Source organism: Cupriavidus sp. FW305-27 (assembly GCF_058787995.1).
In genome coordinates this window covers 76867-94254 of the sequence record NZ_JBYTAG010000020.1, presented here as the reverse complement: position 1 = coordinate 94254, position 17388 = coordinate 76867, and the positions used below count along the sequence as shown (strand labels likewise).

Annotated in this window: 14 protein-coding genes; 5 read left to right on the top strand and 9 right to left on the bottom strand. The window is 68.1% G+C overall.

Annotation, left to right across the window (positions count from 1 at the left end):
- Positions 1–35: 35 nt before the first annotated feature.
- The 7 genes from AC3WRI_RS12430 to dapC form a co-directional block, all read right to left on the bottom strand.
- A complete protein-coding gene (locus tag AC3WRI_RS12430; RefSeq protein WP_010814184.1) occupies positions 36–347 on the bottom strand; it encodes a hypothetical protein in 312 nt (103 codons plus the stop codon).
- Positions 348–409: 62 nt separating this feature from the next.
- Positions 410–1303, bottom strand: a complete 894-nt coding sequence (gene prmB, locus AC3WRI_RS12425; protein WP_492293382.1) for a 50S ribosomal protein L3 N(5)-glutamine methyltransferase — start codon at positions 1301–1303, stop codon at positions 410–412.
- Between the two features lie 25 nt (positions 1304–1328).
- A complete protein-coding gene (dapE, locus tag AC3WRI_RS12420) occupies positions 1329–2480 on the bottom strand; it encodes a succinyl-diaminopimelate desuccinylase (RefSeq protein WP_492293381.1) in 1152 nt (383 codons plus the stop codon).
- Positions 2481–2499: 19 nt separating this feature from the next.
- The gene (locus tag AC3WRI_RS12415; RefSeq protein ID WP_492293380.1) at positions 2500–2847 is read right to left on the bottom strand and encodes an ArsC family reductase; all 348 of its coding nucleotides are present in this window, start codon (positions 2845–2847) and stop codon (positions 2500–2502) included.
- Positions 2848–2869: 22 nt separating this feature from the next.
- On the bottom strand, positions 2870–3253 hold the full coding sequence (locus AC3WRI_RS12410) for a hypothetical protein (RefSeq protein ID WP_011615476.1): 384 nt from the start codon (positions 3251–3253) through the stop codon (positions 2870–2872).
- A gap of 97 nt (positions 3254–3350) precedes the next feature.
- Entirely contained in the window at positions 3351–4178 is an 828-nt protein-coding gene (dapD, locus tag AC3WRI_RS12405) for a 2,3,4,5-tetrahydropyridine-2,6-dicarboxylate N-succinyltransferase (RefSeq protein WP_010814179.1), read from the bottom strand.
- A 186-nt stretch (positions 4179–4364) separates the two neighbouring features.
- Positions 4365–5564, bottom strand: a complete 1200-nt coding sequence (gene dapC, locus AC3WRI_RS12400; protein WP_010814178.1) for a succinyldiaminopimelate transaminase — start codon at positions 5562–5564, stop codon at positions 4365–4367.
- 194 nt (positions 5565–5758) lie between these two features.
- Here dapC and AC3WRI_RS12395 point away from each other — a divergent pair, with 194 nt between their 5' ends.
- A complete protein-coding gene (locus AC3WRI_RS12395) occupies positions 5759–6727 on the top strand; it encodes a DMT family transporter (RefSeq protein WP_010814177.1) in 969 nt (322 codons plus the stop codon).
- Between the two features lie 17 nt (positions 6728–6744).
- On the opposite strand, the gene AC3WRI_RS12390 is transcribed toward AC3WRI_RS12395, so the two are convergent.
- Entirely contained in the window at positions 6745–7572 is an 828-nt protein-coding gene (locus AC3WRI_RS12390) for a ferritin-like domain-containing protein (RefSeq protein WP_011615475.1), read from the bottom strand.
- Between the two features lie 430 nt (positions 7573–8002).
- On the opposite strand from AC3WRI_RS12390, the gene smc reads away from it, so the two are divergent.
- Genes smc through def form a run of 4 tightly spaced genes read left to right on the top strand, consistent with a single transcriptional unit; the run spans position 8003 to position 15530 of the window.
- Positions 8003–11518, top strand: coding sequence for a chromosome segregation protein SMC (smc, locus tag AC3WRI_RS12385; RefSeq protein WP_010814175.1), 3516 nt, complete (start codon positions 8003–8005; stop codon positions 11516–11518).
- Complete coding sequence (locus AC3WRI_RS12380) at positions 11515–12840, top strand: cell division protein ZipA C-terminal FtsZ-binding domain-containing protein (protein WP_037024882.1); 1326 nt, start codon at positions 11515–11517, stop codon at positions 12838–12840. Before smc ends, AC3WRI_RS12380 begins: the two co-directional genes overlap by 4 nt.
- 12 nt (positions 12841–12852) lie before the next feature.
- A complete protein-coding gene (ligA, locus tag AC3WRI_RS12375; protein WP_492293379.1) occupies positions 12853–14982 on the top strand; it encodes an NAD-dependent DNA ligase LigA in 2130 nt (709 codons plus the stop codon).
- Positions 14983–14996: 14 nt separating this feature from the next.
- Positions 14997–15530, top strand: a complete 534-nt coding sequence (gene def, locus AC3WRI_RS12370; RefSeq protein ID WP_010814172.1) for a peptide deformylase — start codon at positions 14997–14999, stop codon at positions 15528–15530.
- 88 nt (positions 15531–15618) lie between these two features.
- On the opposite strand, the gene AC3WRI_RS12365 is transcribed toward def, so the two are convergent.
- The gene (locus AC3WRI_RS12365; RefSeq protein ID WP_492293378.1) at positions 15619–17370 is read right to left on the bottom strand and encodes a pseudouridine synthase; all 1752 of its coding nucleotides are present in this window, start codon (positions 17368–17370) and stop codon (positions 15619–15621) included.
- Positions 17371–17388: the final 18 nt, after the last annotated feature.

Sequence of the window (17388 nt, the reverse complement as noted above, 5' to 3'; positions counted from 1 at the left end):
ATGCGGGGAGGCGGGTGTTGCTGGGGGGCACGGCTTCAACAGCGGCCTGCTCGGGCCGCGTAGTCTCGGTACTGCGCGATCTCGGCCGCTACCAGCGGGCGCAGGGTTTGCCACTGCACCGGCTGCGGAGCGAACACGCTGTTGTTGTTATCGGAGGAAATGCACAGGCGCACCTGCGCGACGTGGCCGGCGGCATCGGTGCGTACGTGCAGGATGCGGGTCGACCGCGGTGGCTGCCAGGTGATGGGCGGCAGGAAGTAGGTCCTGCCGCTGCCCCGCTCGGACGGGTCGGTGACAAGACCGAACGTGGTGCCTAGCAGTGAGTGTAGAGCGTGCGCGGTCAGCATGGTCGGCGCGTGGCCGGTGTTCGCCCAGATTGCATGGCAGGCGAGCCGGCCTGCCTGTCCACTCAGCCCGGCAGGGCGTCGTAGGTCAGCAGGAATACCTGCTCATCCCCCGCACTGACCGGCAGCCAGACGATTTCCAGTTCAGGGAACGCGGCTTCCACGTTGGCGTGCTCGTTGCCGATCTCTACCACCAGCACGCCGCCCGGATTCAGGTGCGCCTTGGCGCCGGCGATGATCCGGCGCACCACGTCCATGCCGTCGTCGCCGCCGGCCAGGGCGATGCGCGGCTCGGCCAGGTATTCCGGCGGCAGCGCCTGCATCGAGCCTTCGTTGACGTAGGGCGGGTTGGTCAGGATCACGTCGTAGGTGGCGCCGTGCGGCAGCGGCGCGTACAGGTCGCCTTCATACAGCCGGATGCGGTCGTCCATCTTGTAGTCGGCCACGTTGCGGCGCGCTACGGCGAGCGCGTCGGGCGAGATGTCGACGGCGTCGATCTTCGCGTTCGGCCACACGTGCGCGGCCACGATCGGCAGGCAGCCGGAACCGGTGCACAGCTCCAGCACCGGGCCGATGCTGTCGGTCTCGCCGACCCAGGGCTCCAGCCCGTCCTGCAGCAGTTCGCCGATAAAGCTGCGCGGCACGATCACGCGTGAATCGACGTAGAAGCGCAGGCCGTGCATAAAGGCCTCGTGCGTGATGTAGGCGGCCGGCACGCGCTCATTGACGCGGCGCTCGATGACCTTGAGCACGGCATCGACTTCCTCGGGCAGCAGGCGCGCGTCCAGAAAGGGATCGAGCGTGTCGAGCGGCAGGTTCAGCGTATGCAGCACCAGGTAGGCGGCTTCGTCATAGGCATTGGCGCTGCCGTGGCCAAAGGACAGGCGCGCGGCGGTAAAGCGCGAGACTGCGAGACGCAGCAGGTCGCGCACGGTGCGCAGGGGAGAGGGCGTTGCCATGTATGGGTGTCTTCCGGCGAAAAAATCAGGCGACGAGACGTTCCAGCACGCCGCGGTAAACGTTCTTCAGCGGCTCGATGAAGCGCACTTCAACGTGCTCGTCGATCTTGTGGATGCTGGCGTTGGGCGGCCCGAACTCGATCACCTGCGGGCAGATCTTGGCGATAAAGCGCCCGTCCGAGGTGCCGCCGGTGGTCGACAGCTCGGTCTTGACGCCGGTCTCGGCCTCGATCGCCGACGACAGCGCGTCGGACAGCTCGCCGCGCGGGGTCAGGAAGGGCTCGCCGCCCAGGGTCCAGTCCAGCGCGTATTCGAGCTGGTGGCGGTCCAGGATCGCATGCACGCGCGCCTTCAGGCCTTCGGGCGTGCTGGCGGTCGAGAAGCGGAAGTTGAAGTCGATGGTGACGTGGCCCGGGATCACGTTGGTGGCGCCGGTGCCGCCGTGGATGTTCGACATCTGCCAGCTGGTCGGCGGGAAGTACTCGTTGCCCTGGTCCCAGACCTCGGCGGCCAGCTCGGCCAGCGCCGGCGCGGCTTCATGGATCGGGTTGCGGCCCAGGTGCGGGTAGGCGATATGGCACTGAATGCCCTTGACCGTGAGCTTGCCCGAGAGCGAGCCGCGGCGGCCGTTCTTGACCATGTCGCCGAGCGTGTCGACCGAGGTCGGCTCGCCGATCACGCAGAAGTCCAGGCGCTCGCCGCGTGCGGACAGGGCCTCGACCACCTTGATGGTGCCGTCGTGCGCCGGGCCTTCCTCGTCGCTGGTGATCAGGAAGGCGATCGAGCCGGCATGCGCAGGATGCGCCTTGACGAACTCTTCCACCGCCACCACGAAGCCGGCGATGGAGGTCTTCATGTCGGTGGCGCCGCGGCCGTACAGCTTGCCGTCGCGGTGCGTCGGCGCGAACGGGTCCGAATGCCACTGCTCCAGCGGGCCGGTCGGCACCACGTCGGTATGGCCGGCAAAGACCAGCAGCTTGCCGTCCTTGCCCTGCGTGCCGCGCCTGACCGCCCACAGGTTGGTCACGCGGAAATCGTCGGGGCCGCTGACGAGCGCTTCGCAGTCGAAGCCGAGCGCCTTCAGGCGGGTTTCCAGGATGGCCTGGCAGCCTTCGTCGGCGGGCGTGACGGAGCGGCGGCGGATCAGGTCTTCGGTGAGGGCGAGGGTGGCGGTCATCGGACTACGGAAATGGAAATCAGAACTGGCCGGCGTACTGGTCGGCGGAGAAGCCGACCGTCACCTTGCCATCGTGGGCCAGCACCGGGCGCTTGATCAGCGACGGGCTTTGCTGCATCAAGGCGATCGCGCCGGCTTCCTGCTCGGCGCGGGCCTTGTCGGCGTCCGACAGCGTGCGCCAGGTGGTGCCCTTGCGGTTGAGCAGCGTGGCCAGCGGCACATGCTTCAGCCAGCCGCGCAGCATGGCTTCATCCACGCCCTGCTTCTTGAAGTCGTGGAAGGTGTAGGCCACGCCGTTGGCATCCAGCCAGGTGCGGGCTTTCTTGACGGTATCGCAGTTGGGTATGCCGTAGAGCAGGACGGTCATGGCTAGTCTTGATGGATTGGATTCAGCGGAACAGCAGGTTCAGCGCGATCACCAGGCCGCCCAGGCCCAGCGCCACGCCGCCCATGGCCACCGCGGTCATCAGGCGCAGGCGGCGGTCCAGCCGGGCGGCTTCCTTGCGCAGCGCGTCGATGGTGATGGCATGTTGCTCGGCCAGCAGCTTGACGGCCTCGGCCTGCTGCACGGCAGCGGCTTCCAGCTCGGCGATGCGGGCGGCGGGATCGCGCGTGTCGGCCACCGCGCCTTCCGGCGTGCCGTCCTTGCGCTTGTTCTTCTTCAGTTTCTCGATGGTCTTGTTGGCCTGCTCGAGAATGGTGGGCAGCAGGGAGAGCACGGTACTGACGGTGGTGGGATCCAGGGCCATGAGTCGCTTGCGGAGGGAAGGCATGTTCAGCCTGGCCAGGCGGGGTGACAACGGAAATACTGCCCCGGGGCCGGGCCCCGGGACGGGGCGGCGCAGCCGTTGCGGGCTGCGCCAGGCGTGCTCAGTCGCCGCGCAGCAGGTCGTTCAGGCTGGTCTTGGCGCGGGTCTGCGCGTCGACCTTCTTCACGATCACGGCGCAGTACAGGCTGTACTTGCCATCCTTGGATGGCAGGTTGCCCGCCACCACCACCGAGCCGGCCGGCACGCGGCCATAGTGGATCTCGCCGGTTTCGCGATCGTAGATCTTGGTCGACTGGCCCAGGTACACGCCCATCGAGATCACCGAGTTCTCTTCCACGATCACGCCTTCAACCACTTCCGAGCGCGCGCCGATAAAGCAGTTGTCTTCGATGATCACCGGGTTGGCCTGCAGCGGCTCCAGCACGCCGCCGATGCCCACGCCGCCCGACAGGTGGACGTTCTTGCCGATCTGTGCGCACGAACCGACCGTGGCCCAGGTGTCGACCATGGTGCCTTCGTCGACGTAGGCGCCGATATTGACGTACGACGGCATCAGCACCGCGTTCTTGGCGATGAACGAGCCGCGGCGGGCCACGGCCGGCGGCACCACGCGGAAGCCGGCCTTGGCGAAGTCGTCTGCGCTCCAGTTGGCGAACTTGGTCGGCACCTTGTCGTAGAACTGGGCAAAGCCGCCGGCGCTCATCGGCGCGTTGTCTTCCAGGCGGAACGACAGCAGCACGGCCTTCTTGATCCACTGGTTGACGATCCAGTCCTTGCCTTGCTTCTCGGCCACGCGCAGCGCGCCGGAATCCAGCTGGCTGATGACGTTGGCGACGGCCTCGCGGATGTCGTTGGGGGCGGACTTGGGCGACAGGCTGGTGCGGTCTTCCCAGGCCTGGTCGATCAGGGCTTGCAGAGCTTGCGTCATGTTCGTTTTCTCAGGTGTTGAATGTTGATGTTCGGCCAATTGTGTTCTCCCTCTCCCCTCAGCGGGAGAGGGTCGGGGAGAGGGGGGTCTAGCAAGGCACCACGCTGGTAGAACCGCCTGCCCTCTCCCCCGGCCCCTCTCCCGCAAGCGGGAGAGGGGAGCAAACCAGTGGTCAAGGCCAAAGCCTCAGGCCAGCGATTTGCAGAATTCCACGATCCGGCGCGCACCTTCCAGGCATTCCTCCGGCGTCGCCACCAGCGCCATGCGCACGCGGTTTGCCCCCGGGTTAATGCCGTCGGCTTCGCGCGCCAGGTAGCTGCCGGGCAGCACGGTCACGTTCTGCTCGGCCAGCAGGCGCGCGGCGAATTCGGTATCGGTGAGGCCGGTGCGCGAGACATCGGCCCACAGGTAGAAGCCTGCATCGGGCAGCGCCACGTCCAGCACCTCAGCCAGCATCGGCGTGACTTCGCTGAACTTGCGCACGTAGGCGGCGCGGTTCTCGCGCACATGCGATTCATCGTTCCAGGCGGCGATGCTGGCGCTCTGCACCGCCGGGTTCATGGCGCCGCCGTGGTAGGTACGGTATAGCAGGAATTTCTTCAGCAGCGCGGCGTCGCCGGCGACGAAGCCCGAGCGCAGGCCCGGCACGTTGGAGCGCTTGGACAGGCTCGAGAACATCACCAGCCGGTCAAGGCCGCGGCCCAGCTTGTGCGCGGCTTCCAGCGCACCCAGCGGGGCGCGGCCCTCGTCGAAATAGATCTCCGAGTAGCACTCGTCCGAGGCGATCACAAAGCCGTAGCGGTCCGACAGCGCAAACAGCTGCTTCCAGTCTTCCAGCGACAGCACCGCGCCGGTCGGGTTGCCGGGCGTGCACACAAATAGCAGTTGCACCTTCTGCCAGACCTCGTCGGCGATGCGGTCGAAGGCCGGGGCGAAGTTGCGCGCCGGGTCGCTGTTGGCGAACACCGGGGTGGCGCCGGCCAGCAGCGCCGCGCCTTCGTAGATCTGGTAGAACGGGTTGGGGCACAGCACCAGCGCGCCCGCGCGGGTGCCGTCGACCACGGTCTGGGCAAAGGCGAACAGCGCCTCGCGCGAGCCGGTCACCGGCAGCACTTCGGTGGTGGCGTTGACCTTGGGCAGGCCGTAGCGGCGTTCCAGCCAGCTGGCGATGCACTGCCGTAGTGCATCGGAACCTGCCGTTGTGGGATAATTCGCCAGCCCCGCGAGCGACTCTGCCAGCGCTTGCTTGATGAATTCAGGCGTCGGATGCTTGGGCTCACCGATGCCAAAGCTGATGGCCGGCTTGTCGGCAGGCTTTACCTGCGCAAAGAGCACCCGCAGTTTCTCGAACGGGTAGGGCTGGAGCAGGTCGAGGCGCGGATTCACAGTGTCAGTCGGGGCCGGTTAAAACGACGCATTATAGAGGAACGGCGCGGGTTTCCGTGCGCCGGCCCGGCCCGCGCGGCCGGCCACGAGCACGGATGGCGGGCATCACGCCCTGGTGATGCCGCCGGCGCCGTCCGGACCCTGCCTGCCTGTCACCGGTCGGCGGCCCGGCTCGCCTCGCTTTGATCCCCTTTATGAGCACAAATACTGTTGCGGCGCAGCATGCGCCGGCCGACCGCCATGCGGTCAAGGCATCGCTTTCCATCCTGATCGGCGCCTCGGTCTGGGGCATCGCCTGGTTCCCGTACCGCGTGCTGGCGGGCTGGGGTCTGGGCGGCATGCACGCCGCGGCGCTGGTGAGCTCGGTTGCGGCGGTGCTGTCGCTGCTGGTCTTCCGCCGGCACCTGGCCGGCCTGCGCCCGCACTTGCTGTTCGTCGCGATCGGGCTGGCGGCGGGCGTGACCAACGCCGGCTTCGTCTGGGGCAGCGTCAACGGCCATGTGATGCGCGTGCTGCTGCTGTTCTACCTGACCCCGGTCTGGACCGCGCTGTTTGCCCGGCTGTTCCTGGGCGAGCGGCTGTCGGCGGCGGGGCTGTCGCTGGTGGCGCTGGCCCTGTTCGGCGCCGGGCTGATGCTGTGGACGCCAGAGGTCGGCGTGCCGCTGCCGGGCTCCGCCGCCGAATGGTCGGGCCTGATCGGCGGCATGGGCTTTGCCGTCAACAATGTGCTGTCGCGCCGCGCCGGCCAGCGCTTCCCGGACATGGACGCACGCGTGCGCACGGTGGTGGTCTACCTGGGCTGCACGGTGGTGGGCGTGCCGGCCGCGCTGCTGCTCGATGGCCCGTCGGTGGCCATCGTCGCGGGCGCGCAGGTCAGCGTGGGCATGCTGGTGCTGGGCCTGGCGGCGGTGCTGGTGGTCAGCAACTCGGTGGTGCAATACGGGCTGCAGCGGCTGCCGGCCAACCGCGTGTCGCTGCTGATGCTGTTCGAAATCGTGATCGCAGCGCTGTCCTCGTGGTGGCTGGCGACCGAGGTGCTGAGCTGGAAGGAAGCGGCCGGCGGCCTGTGCATCATCGCCGCCGGCGCTTTGTCGGGACTGGTGCACCGGAGCCGCGCGCCGGCGCCGGCCGCAGCGGGCGCCGAGGCAGCGGCATGTCACTGACTGAGCCGGCGGGCGCTTCAGTGCAGCATGACCCGCGACACCATTGCCACCAGTGGCGTCCGTACCGCGCGCTCGACGCCGCGGTGCAAGTGCAGCGGCCGCAGCAGCATCTTCACGGTCATTTCGATGGGGATGTTGCGCCGGATCACCCCGGACACGCGCGCATTGAGCGCGCGCACCTCGGCTTCTGACACCGCTTCCACACCGCGCTCCATGCGCAGCACATTGCGCAGCGCGATCGCGGCGTCCTCGTTCTTGATCTCCAGCAGCCGGCGCGCCAGCGCACCCAGCACGCGCAGCCGGCCCAGCCGCTCGGATGCCGCAAAGCGGTTGAAGTACTGGTAGAAGTGCTTGTAGTGCCGCACCTCGTCGTTGGAGATGCGCCGCGTCAGGTCGCGCAGCACCGGTTCGTCGCTGGCCTGTTCCAGCGCGCGGTAGTAGGCGGCGGTGCCGGTTTCCACCACGCAGCGGGCCGCCATTTCCAGGCCCTCGGTCGGCTCGAACTGGTCGATCGAGCAGGTCTTGCTGTACTCGTCGAAGAAGCGTGCATAGCCGCGCTCCCAGTCGAATTCCGGCCAGACATGCTCGACATAGCGCCGCAGCGCCAGCCCGTGCTGCAGTTCCTCGGCTTCCCAGTGCTCGGCAAGCCAGTCGGCCGCGTCGGGCACACGGGCGTAATAGGTGGCAAGGTTGCCTGCATAGGTGTCGGATCCGCTCTCGATGAACGAGGCCGACACCAACAGGTAGAAGAGATCGCGGTCGCCGCGTACGCGTTCCACGTCGATCGCCTGGTAGTTGATGTCGCTGACAGACCACGGCCGGGCGGCCGTTGACGGTTCACTCATGCTCTGTCCTCCTGGTTGGCCAAAGGCTGCGAGGGGCGTTCATGGGCGTTTGGCTCGGAGCGCATCCGGAGTCACGCCGACAGATCAGAGACTAGCATTTACCCTAATTAGTTTCCCGGCGATTGGCCGGCAACGCTGGCTGACAGCGCCCACGGCGCCTGCCAAAGTGCTTGCGGAAACGCTTGTAAGGGGCGGAATAGCAAGGGAAATCGGCCATGGGATATGACGCCGGGGCGACTGCCAAACGGGCCGGCGAAGGCATCTGCGATGGTATGATTAGCCCCAATTCTCGGGCCCGAGGGGTATTTTGAGGTGCTGGCGTCACGCCGCGCCGGCTCCCGCGCAGCCCGGCTTTCTGAACAGTGCAATAGCCCCGATACCAGGCCGACCCGGTTCCGATACCGGAGTGGCCGATACCACACGAGAAACCGTGCGACTATCCTCGATCAAGCTGGCGGGCTTCAAGTCATTTGTCGATCCCACCAATTTTCAAGTGCCCGGCCAACTGGTCGGCATCGTAGGTCCCAACGGCTGCGGCAAATCGAACATCATCGATGCGGTGCGCTGGGTGCTGGGTGAGTCACGTGCGTCAGAGCTGCGTGGCGAATCCATGCAGGACGTCATCTTCAACGGCTCCACCGCGCGCAAGCAGGCCGGCCGGGCGAGTGTCGAACTGGTGTTCGACAATGCCGAGGGCCGCGCCGCCGGCCAGTGGAGCCAGTACGCCGAAGTCGCGGTCAAGCGCGTGCTGACCCGCGACGGCACTTCGTCCTACTACATCAACAACCAGCCGGTGCGCCGGCGCGACATCCAGGACATCTTCCTGGGCACGGGCCTGGGCCCGCGCGCCTACGCCATCATCGGGCAGGGCATGATCTCGCGCATCATCGAGGCCAAGCCCGATGACATGCGCATCTTCCTGGAAGAAGCCGCGGGCGTGTCCAAGTACAAGGAACGCCGCCGCGAAACCGAAAACCGCCTGTCCGACACGCGCGAGAACCTGACCCGCGTGGAGGACATCCTGCGCGAACTCGGCAGCAACCTCGAAAAACTGGAAGGCCAGGCCGAGGTGGCGCAACGCTTCAAGACGCTGCATGCCGACGGCGAAGAAAAGCAGCACCTGCTGTGGCTGCTGCGCAAGCGCGAGGCCCAGCAAGAGCAGGAACGCCACCAGCGCGCCATCGAGCAGGCCCAGATCGACCTGGAAGCGCAGACCGCGCAGCTGCGCCATGTCGAAGCCGAGCTCGAAACCATGCGCGCCGCGCATTACGCGGCGTCCGATGGCATGCACGCCGCGCAGGGCGCGCTGTATGAGGCCAACGCCGAAGTTAGCAAGCTCGAAGCCGAGATCCGCTACGTGGTGGAATCGCGCAATCGCGTGCAGGCCCAGATCGCCGCGCTGACCGGGCAGCGCGAGCAGTGGCAGGGCAAGGCCGAACAGGCCACCGACGAGCTGGCGCAGGCCGAAGAAAACCTGGCCGTGGCCGAAGGCCGCACGGTCGAGGCGCAGGAAGCCGTCGCCCACAAGAACGACGAACTGCCGACGCTGGAAGGGCAATGGCGCGACGCCCAGCAACTGCTCAACGAGCAGCGCGCCGGCATCATGCAGGCCGAGCAGGCCCTGAAGCTCGAAGCCGCGCAGCAGCGCAGCGCCGACCAGATGCTGCAGCAGCTGGAACAGCGCCGCGAACGCCTGTCGGCGGAAGAAAAGGGCCTGGACCGTCCCGACGAGACCCGCCTGGAGCAGGCCCGCGCCGAGCTGGCCGAGCAGGAAGCGCTGGTCGAGGAAGCCCAGGCCGTGCTGGCCGACGCCGAAGAGAGCGTGCCGCGCCTGGACGAAGCGCGCCGCGCCGCGCAGGCGCGCGTGCACAGCGAAGCCTCCGCAATCGCCACGCTGGAGGCGCGCCTGTCGGCGCTGCGCCAGCTGCAGGAGAACGTGCAGACCGACGGCAAGGTGCAGCCGTGGCTGGCCAGGCATGAGCTGGCCGAGCTGCCCCGCCTGTGGAAGAAGGTCCATATCGAGCCGGGCTGGGAAAACGCGCTCGAATCCGTGCTGCGCGAGAAGCTGGCCGCGCTGGAAGTGTCGAACCTGGACTGGGTCAAGGCCTTCCTGTCCGACGCGCCGCCGGCCAAGCTGGCGTTTTACTCGCCGCCGGCCGCCGCCCGTCCGCTGGAAACGCCTGCCGGCCTGCGCCCGCTGATGTCGCTGGTCCAGATCACTGAGCCGGGCATCCGCGCCGTGATGCAGGACTGGCTGGCCGATATCTATGTCGCCACCGACATGGCGCAGGCGCTGGCCGCACGCAACACGCTGCCTGACGGCGCGTCGTTCGTCGTGGCCGAGGGCCACCTGGTGGGCCGCAACGCCATCCAGATCTACGCCGCCGATTCCGAGCAGGCCGGCATGCTGGCGCGCGAGCAGGAGATCGAAAATCTGCAGAAGCAGGCGCGCGCGCAGCTGCTGCTGTCCGACGAAGCCAAGACCCAGGCGGTGCGTGCCGAAGCGGCCTACACCCAGGCCAGCCAGGGGCTCGGCGATGCCCGCGCGCGCGCCGAGCAGGCTACCCGCCGCGTGCACGCGTTGCAGATGGACGTGCTCAAGCTGTCGCAGGCGATGGAGCGCTACTCCGCCCGCAGCGGCCAGATCCGCGAGGAGCTGGACGAAATCCACGCGCAGATCGAGGAACAACGCGCCATCCGGGCCGAATCCGAAGCCAGCTTCGAGCAGCATGACGCCGCGCTGGCAGAGATGCAGGCCACTCACGAAGACCAGCAAATGGCCTTCGAGGCGCTGGACAGCAAGCTCTCGGGCGCGCGCCACCAGCTGCGTGATTTCGAGCGCGCCGCACAGGAAGCCCTCTTTGCCGAGCGCAACCTGGCCAGCCGCATCGACGAGCTGCGCCGCAATATCCAGGTGGCCGCCGACCAGGCCGAACGCATCGCCGAATCGCTGGAAAACGCCCGCGCCGAGCTGGAGACCATCAACGAGCAGACCGCGCATACCGGCCTGCAGGAAGCGCTGGAGCGCCGCGCCGAGAAGGAAGAAAAGCTCACCATCGCGCGCACCGAACTCGATGCGCTGTCGGCGCAATTGCGCCAGCACGACGAGCAGCGCCTGGCCGCCGAGCGCAGCCTGCAGCCGCTGCGCGACCGCATCACCGAGCTGCAGCTCAAGGAACAGGCCGCGCGCCTGAACCAGGAGCAGTTCAGCGAGCAGCTGACCGCGGCCGAAGTGGACGAGGCCGCGCTGGCCGACAAGCTGACCGGCGATCTGAAGCCGTCATACCTGCAGGGCGAAGTCACGCGCATCAACAACGCCATCAACGCGCTGGGCCCGGTCAACATGGCCGCGCTCGATGAACTGGCGGCGGCGCGCGAACGCAAGACCTTCCTCGATGCGCAGTCGGCCGACCTGAACGACGCCATCAATACGCTGGAAGACGCGATCGCCAAAATCGACCAGGAAACCCGCGCGCTGCTGCAGGGCACCTTCGACCAGGTCAACCATCATTTCGGCGAGCTGTTCCCGTCGCTGTTCGGCGGCGGCCAGGCGCGCCTGATCATGACCGGCGAGGAAATCCTCGACGCCGGCGTGCAGGTGATGGCGCAGCCCCCGGGCAAGAAGAACTCGACCATCCACCTGCTGTCGGGCGGCGAGAAGGCGCTGACCGCGATTGCGCTGGTGTTTGCCATGTTCCAGCTCAACCCGGCACCGTTCTGCCTGCTGGACGAGGTGGACGCGCCGCTGGACGACGCCAACACCGAACGCTACGCCAATATGGTGGCGCGCATGTCGGACAAGACTCAATTCGTTTTCATCTCACATAACAAGATTGCCATGGAAATGGCTCATCAACTCATTGGCGTGACCATGCAGGAGCAGGGCGTTTCGCGTATCGTGGCCGTGGATATGGACGCGGCGGTTTCGATGGCGGAGGCAGCATGAAACTGAACATGGACCTGCAGACCGCGCTGATCGTCGCGGGCCTGGTTTTCGTGGTACTGGTGTTCGGCTACAACCAGTGGCAGATCCGCAAGGCGCGCCGCCCGCGCGAGCTCAGCCCCGAAGACGACCTGCCGCCGATGCGCGAGCCGGTGGTCGGGCAGGGTACCGCGCCGGAAACCGCCGCGCGCCTGCACGAAGCCGCTGCCGAACAGGCACCGCGGCGTGAGCCGACGCTATCTCCGGCGCAGGCCACGGCCGGTGCCGCGGTGGCGACGGACAGCAACCATGCGGCTGCCGCCGCTGCGGCCGCCGCAAGCACCGCGGACGCCGACGAAGTCGTCGCCGAGGAAGTGTCCGTCGCGACCGCCGCGACGCATGCCGAGGCCGCCGAGGACGAGGCTGAAGCCAAAGCCGAGGCCACTCCGGCCCCGGTTCCCGCACCTGCACCCGCCCCAGCTCCGGTGGCCGCCGTGCCCGATGGCCAGCCCACGCCTGCCTTGATCGATCCGCTGATCGACTGCATCGTGCCCCTGCACCTTGAGCGCAAGGCCTCCGGTGACCGCATCCTGCCGCTGACCGGCCGGCTGCGCCGCGCCGGCACCAAGCAGGTCCATATCGAGGGCCTGCGCACCGAAGCCAATGCATGGGAGCCGGTCACCGCCGGCCACCAGTACGAAGACCTGCAGGTCGGCGTGCAGCTGGCCAACCGCGGCGGCCCGCTCAACGCGCTGGAATTTTCGGAGTTCATCACCGCGGTGGAGTCGCTGGCCGAGTCGCTCGACGCTTCGGCCGACCTGCCGGACATGAGCGAGACCGTCGCCAATGCGCGCGAGCTCGACGGCTTTGCCGCCGGCTGCGACGTGCAGCTGGGCGTCAACGTGATCTCGGATGGCGCGCCGTGGTCGGCGGCGTACGTGCAGAACGTTGCCACGCAGGACGGGCTGGTGCTGTCGCGCGACGGCACGCGTTTTATCCGCTACCAGGCCAATGCCGAGGGCGTGCAGCGTCCGCTGTTCACGCTGCAGTTCGGCGACACCAACTTCCTGCGCGACGACCTGACCGTCAAGGCCGGCCGCCAGATCACGCTGCTGCTCGACGTGCCGGTGGCCGACCAGGCCGCCAAGCCGTTCAAGACCGTGTGCGAATACGGTCACACGCTGGCCCAGCGCATGGGCGCGCAGCTGGTCGACGACAATATGCGGCCGCTGACCGAGGCCTCGTTCGTCGCGATCTTCAGCCAGCTTGAAACGCTGTACAACAAGCTGGAAGCGCGCGGCATGCCGGCCGGTTCGTTGGTGGCGCAGCGCCTGTTCAGTATCTAGCCGGAGCCTGCCATGACCGCAACACACCGCGGCGCGCAGGCAGATGCCTCCGCGCCCGCCGGCCCCTTGCCGCCCGAAGCCGCCGCCAAGCGCGTGGCCTGGCTGCGCGACGAGCTGGATCGCCACAACTACCAGTACTACGTGCTGGACGCGCCTACCATTCCCGACGCCGAGTACGACGCGCTGTTCAGCGAGCTGCAGGCGCTGGAGCTGGAGCATCCCGAACTGCAGACGCCGGACTCGCCCACCCAGCGCGTGGGCGGCGAGCCGCTGTCGGCCTTCGATTCGGTGCGCCACCGCGTGCCGATGCTGTCGCTCAACAACGGCTTCGCCGACGACGACGTGCTGAACTTCGACCGCCGCTGCGCGCAGGGCCTGGGCCGCACCGCGCCCGCAGCCGGCGAGCAGGACCTGTTCAGCGCGGCCGATGCGGTCGAGTACGCCTGCGAGCTGAAGTTCGACGGCCTGGCCATGTCGCTGCGCTATGAGGACGGCAGGCTGGTGCAGGCCGCCACCCGCGGCGACGGCGAGACCGGCGAAGATGTCACGGTCAACGTGCGCACCATCAAGGCGATCCCGCTGAAGCTGCGCGGCCAGGCTCCCGCCGTGCTTGAAGTGCGGGGCGAAGTCTTCATGTACCGCGGCGACTTCGACAAGCTCAACGAACGCCAGGTCGAGGCCGGCGAGAAGACCTTCGTCAACCCGCGCAACGCCGCCGCGGGCAGCCTGCGCCAGCTCGATCCGCGCATCACCGCCAAGCGGCCGCTGTCGTTCTTCGCCTACGGCCTGGGCGAGCTGCAGGGCGTGGACCGTCCGCCCACCCACAGCGCCATGCTCGACGGCTTTGCCGCGCTGGGTCTGCCAGTGTGCAAGGACCGGGCGGTGGTGAAGGGCGCGCAGGGCCTGCTGGATTTCTACCGCGATATCGGCCAGCGCCGCGACGCGCTGCCGTATGACATCGACGGCGTGGTCTACAAGGTCAACGCACTGGCCGAACAGGAGCGCCTGGGCTTTGTCTCGCGCGCGCCGCGTTTTGCGCTGGCGCACAAGTTCCCGGCGCAGGAAATGACCACCATCGTCGAGGACATCGAAGTGCAGGTCGGCCGCACCGGCGCGATCACGCCGGTGGCGCGGCTCAAGCCGGTGTTTGTCGGCGGCGTCACGGTGACCAACGCCACGCTGCACAACGAGGACGAGATCCGCCGCAAGGACGTGCATATCGGCGACACCGTGATCGTGCGCCGCGCCGGCGACGTGATCCCGGAGGTGGTCGCCGTGGTGACCGAACGCCGCCCCGACGATGCGCGCGCGTTCGTGATGCCGACTGCCTGCCCGGTCTGCGGCTCGCATATCGAAAAGCTGGAAGACGAAGCCATCGCCCGCTGCACCGGCGGCCTGATCTGCGCCGCGCAGCGCAAGCAGGCGCTGCTGCACTTCGCGCAGCGGCGCGCCATGGATATCGAAGGCCTGGGCGACAAGCTGGTCGAGCAACTGGTCGACCAGGGCATCGTGCGCACGCCGGCGGATCTGTTCAAGCTGGGCGTGGCCAAGCTGGCCGCGCTGGAGCGCATGGCCGACAAGTCGGCGGCCAACCTGGTGGCGGCGATCGACGCGTCGCGCGAGACCACCATGAACCGCTTTATCTTCGCGCTGGGCATCCGCCATGTGGGCGAAGCCACCGCCAAGGACCTGGCCAGGCATTTCGGCAAGCTCGATGCGCTGATGGCAGCCGACGAAGCCGCGCTGCTGGAGGTGAACGACGTCGGCCCGGTGGTGGCGCAGTCGATCGCGCACTTCTTTGCCGAGCCGCACAACGTCGAGGTCATCGAACAACTGCGCGCCGCAGGCGTACACTGGACGGAAAGCGAGCCGGTGGCCAAGGCCCCGGCGCCACTGTCGGGCAAGACCTTCGTGCTGACCGGCACGCTGCCCACCATGTCGCGCGAGGACGCCAAGGAACTGCTGGAAGCCGCCGGCGCCAAGGTGGCGGGTTCGGTATCGAAGAAGACCGACTACGTAGTCGCGGGCGCCGAGGCAGGCAGCAAGCTCGACAAGGCCGAGGCGCTGGGCGTGCCGGTGCTGGACGAGGCCGGCATGCTGGCGCTGCTGGCAGAGGCCGGCGCCGCGCCGGCACAGGAATAACCGGGGAAACAACCATGATCCGCGAGATTCTCAAGATGGGCGATCCGCGCCTGCTGCAGGTGGCGCGGCCGGTGGAGCGCTTCAATACGCCGGAGCTGCGCACGCTGATCGAAGACATGTTCGACACCATGGACCACGCCAACGGCGCGGGCCTGGCCGCGCCGCAGATCGGCGTGGACCTGCAGGTGGTGATCTTCGGCTTCGACCGCAACCCGCGCTACCCGGACGCGCCGACCGTGCCCAAGACAGTGCTGATCAATCCGGTGCTGGAAATGGAGTCCGACGAGATGGAGGACGGCTGGGAGGGCTGCCTGTCCGTCCCCGGCCTGCGCGGCGTGGTGCCGCGCCACCTGCGGCTGAAGTACAGCGGCCATGACCTGATGGGCAACCGCATCGAGCGCGTGGCCGAGGGCTTCCATGCGCGTGTGGTGCAGCATGAGTGCGACCACCTGCAGGGGATCCTCTATCCGATGCGGATCAAGGACTTCAGGCAGTTTGGGTTTACGGAGGTGTTGTTTCCGGATCTGCCGCCGAATAACGACGATTGAAGAGCTGTGCGGCGCGGTATCGAACCCGCGCAAGGCGCAAAAAAACCGGTCCCCAGGACCGGTTTTTTTGTGTCGGCAAATTCCGGAATCAGAACTTCTCAAACTGCCCCAGGAACCGCCACTTGCCCGGCGGCAGGTCCCCCAGCACCACGCGTCCCATGCGCACGCGCTTGAGGCCGACCACCTGCAGCCCGACCTGCTCGCACATCCGACGGATCTGGCGCTTGCGGCCTTCGCGCAGCACGAAGCGCAGCTGCTCCTCGTTCTGCCAGCTCACCTTGGCCGGCTTGAGGGGAACGCCATCCAGCGACAGCCCGTGGCGCAGCAGCTCGAGATCATCGGCCGGGAATTCCGCGCTGATATTGCGCTCGACCACGCCCTGCGGCGAGTGCCAGATCACGCGCACCAGGTATTCCTTCTCGACGGTCGAATCCTCGCCGATCAGCGCGCGCGCGACGCGGCCGTCCTGCGTCAGCACCAGCAGGCCGGTTGAGTCGATATCAAGGCGGCCGGCGGGTGCCAGGCTCTTGCGTTGCCACGGGGCAAAGCGCTTGCGCGTGGGATCGCCTTCCCACTGGTTCTCGGGGGTGAACAGCACCGCGGCCGGCTCGTAGCCGTCTTCGGCCTGGCCGGAGACGTAGCCCACCGGCTTGTTCAGCAGCACCGTGACACGCTCGCCTTGTTCGGAGCGCGCTTCCTGCATGATCTCGATCACGGCGTCGGGGCGGATGCGGCTGCCCAGTTCGGTCACGGGCTTGCCGTCGACCAGCACCCAGCCGTGCGGGATCCATTCGTCGGCTTCGCGGCGCGAGCACAGGCCCAGTTCGGACATGCGCTTGGACAGGCGCACCAGGCCATCGTCGTGGCTGGACTCGGCGCGGGCGGGCTTTTCCTGGCGCGCGGCCGGTGCCTGCTGGCGTGCCGGGCCTGCGGTGCGGATGCGGTCGGCGGTGTCGCTGAAGCGGCGTGCCGGCGCGGTGCCTTCACGGCGGCGCTCGCCCGACGGCGCGGGGCGCGGGCGCTGCTCGTCATCGCCATAACGGCGCGGACGCGAGTCGGCGCCTTCGAAGCGGCGGGGACGGTTCTCGTCGTCGCCATAGCGGCGCGGGCGCGAGTCGGCGCCTTCGAAGCGGCGAGGGCGGTTCTCGTCATCGCCAACGCGGCGCGGACGCGATTCGGCGCCTTCGAAACGGCGGGGGCGGTTGTTGTCCTCGCCAGCACGGCGCGGCGGACGCGAATCACCGCCCTCGAAGCGGCGCGGCGGGCGCGCTTCGCCGCCTTCGAAACGGCGCGGACGTGCCTCGCCGCGATCGTCGCCAGTGCGGCGCGGGCGGTTGTCGTCGTCGCCAAAGCGGCGCGGCGGACGCGAATCGCCGCCCTCGAAACGGCGCGGACGTGCCTCGCCCCGGTCATCGCCAGTGCGGCGCGGGCGGTTGTCGTCGTCGCCGAAGCGGCGCGGCGGGCGCGCCTCGCCGCCTTCGAAGCGGCGCGGACGTGCCTCGCCCCGGTCATCGCCATAACGGCGGGGACGGCTTTCGTCATCGCCGAAGCGGCGCGGACGCGCCTCGCCGCCTTCCGGGCGGCGCGGGCGTGCCTGGCGTTCGCCGTCAGCGGGACGCGGCGCGCGGGCCTGCGCTTCGCCCTGGGCCGGACGGCCGCCGGTCTTGCCGCCGGCGCGCTCCTGGGCGCGCTTGATGCCTTCGGAGACGGCTTGCACGCGCTTGCGGTTCAGGTCGGACACGCGCACGGGGCGGGTACCGGTCTTGCGCGCGGCCGTGCCGGTGTCGCTGGCGGCCTTGATACCTAGCGTCTTGCGCTTCGGCGAATTGCTGTCGGTCATATGTTGATGCTGCCCGCC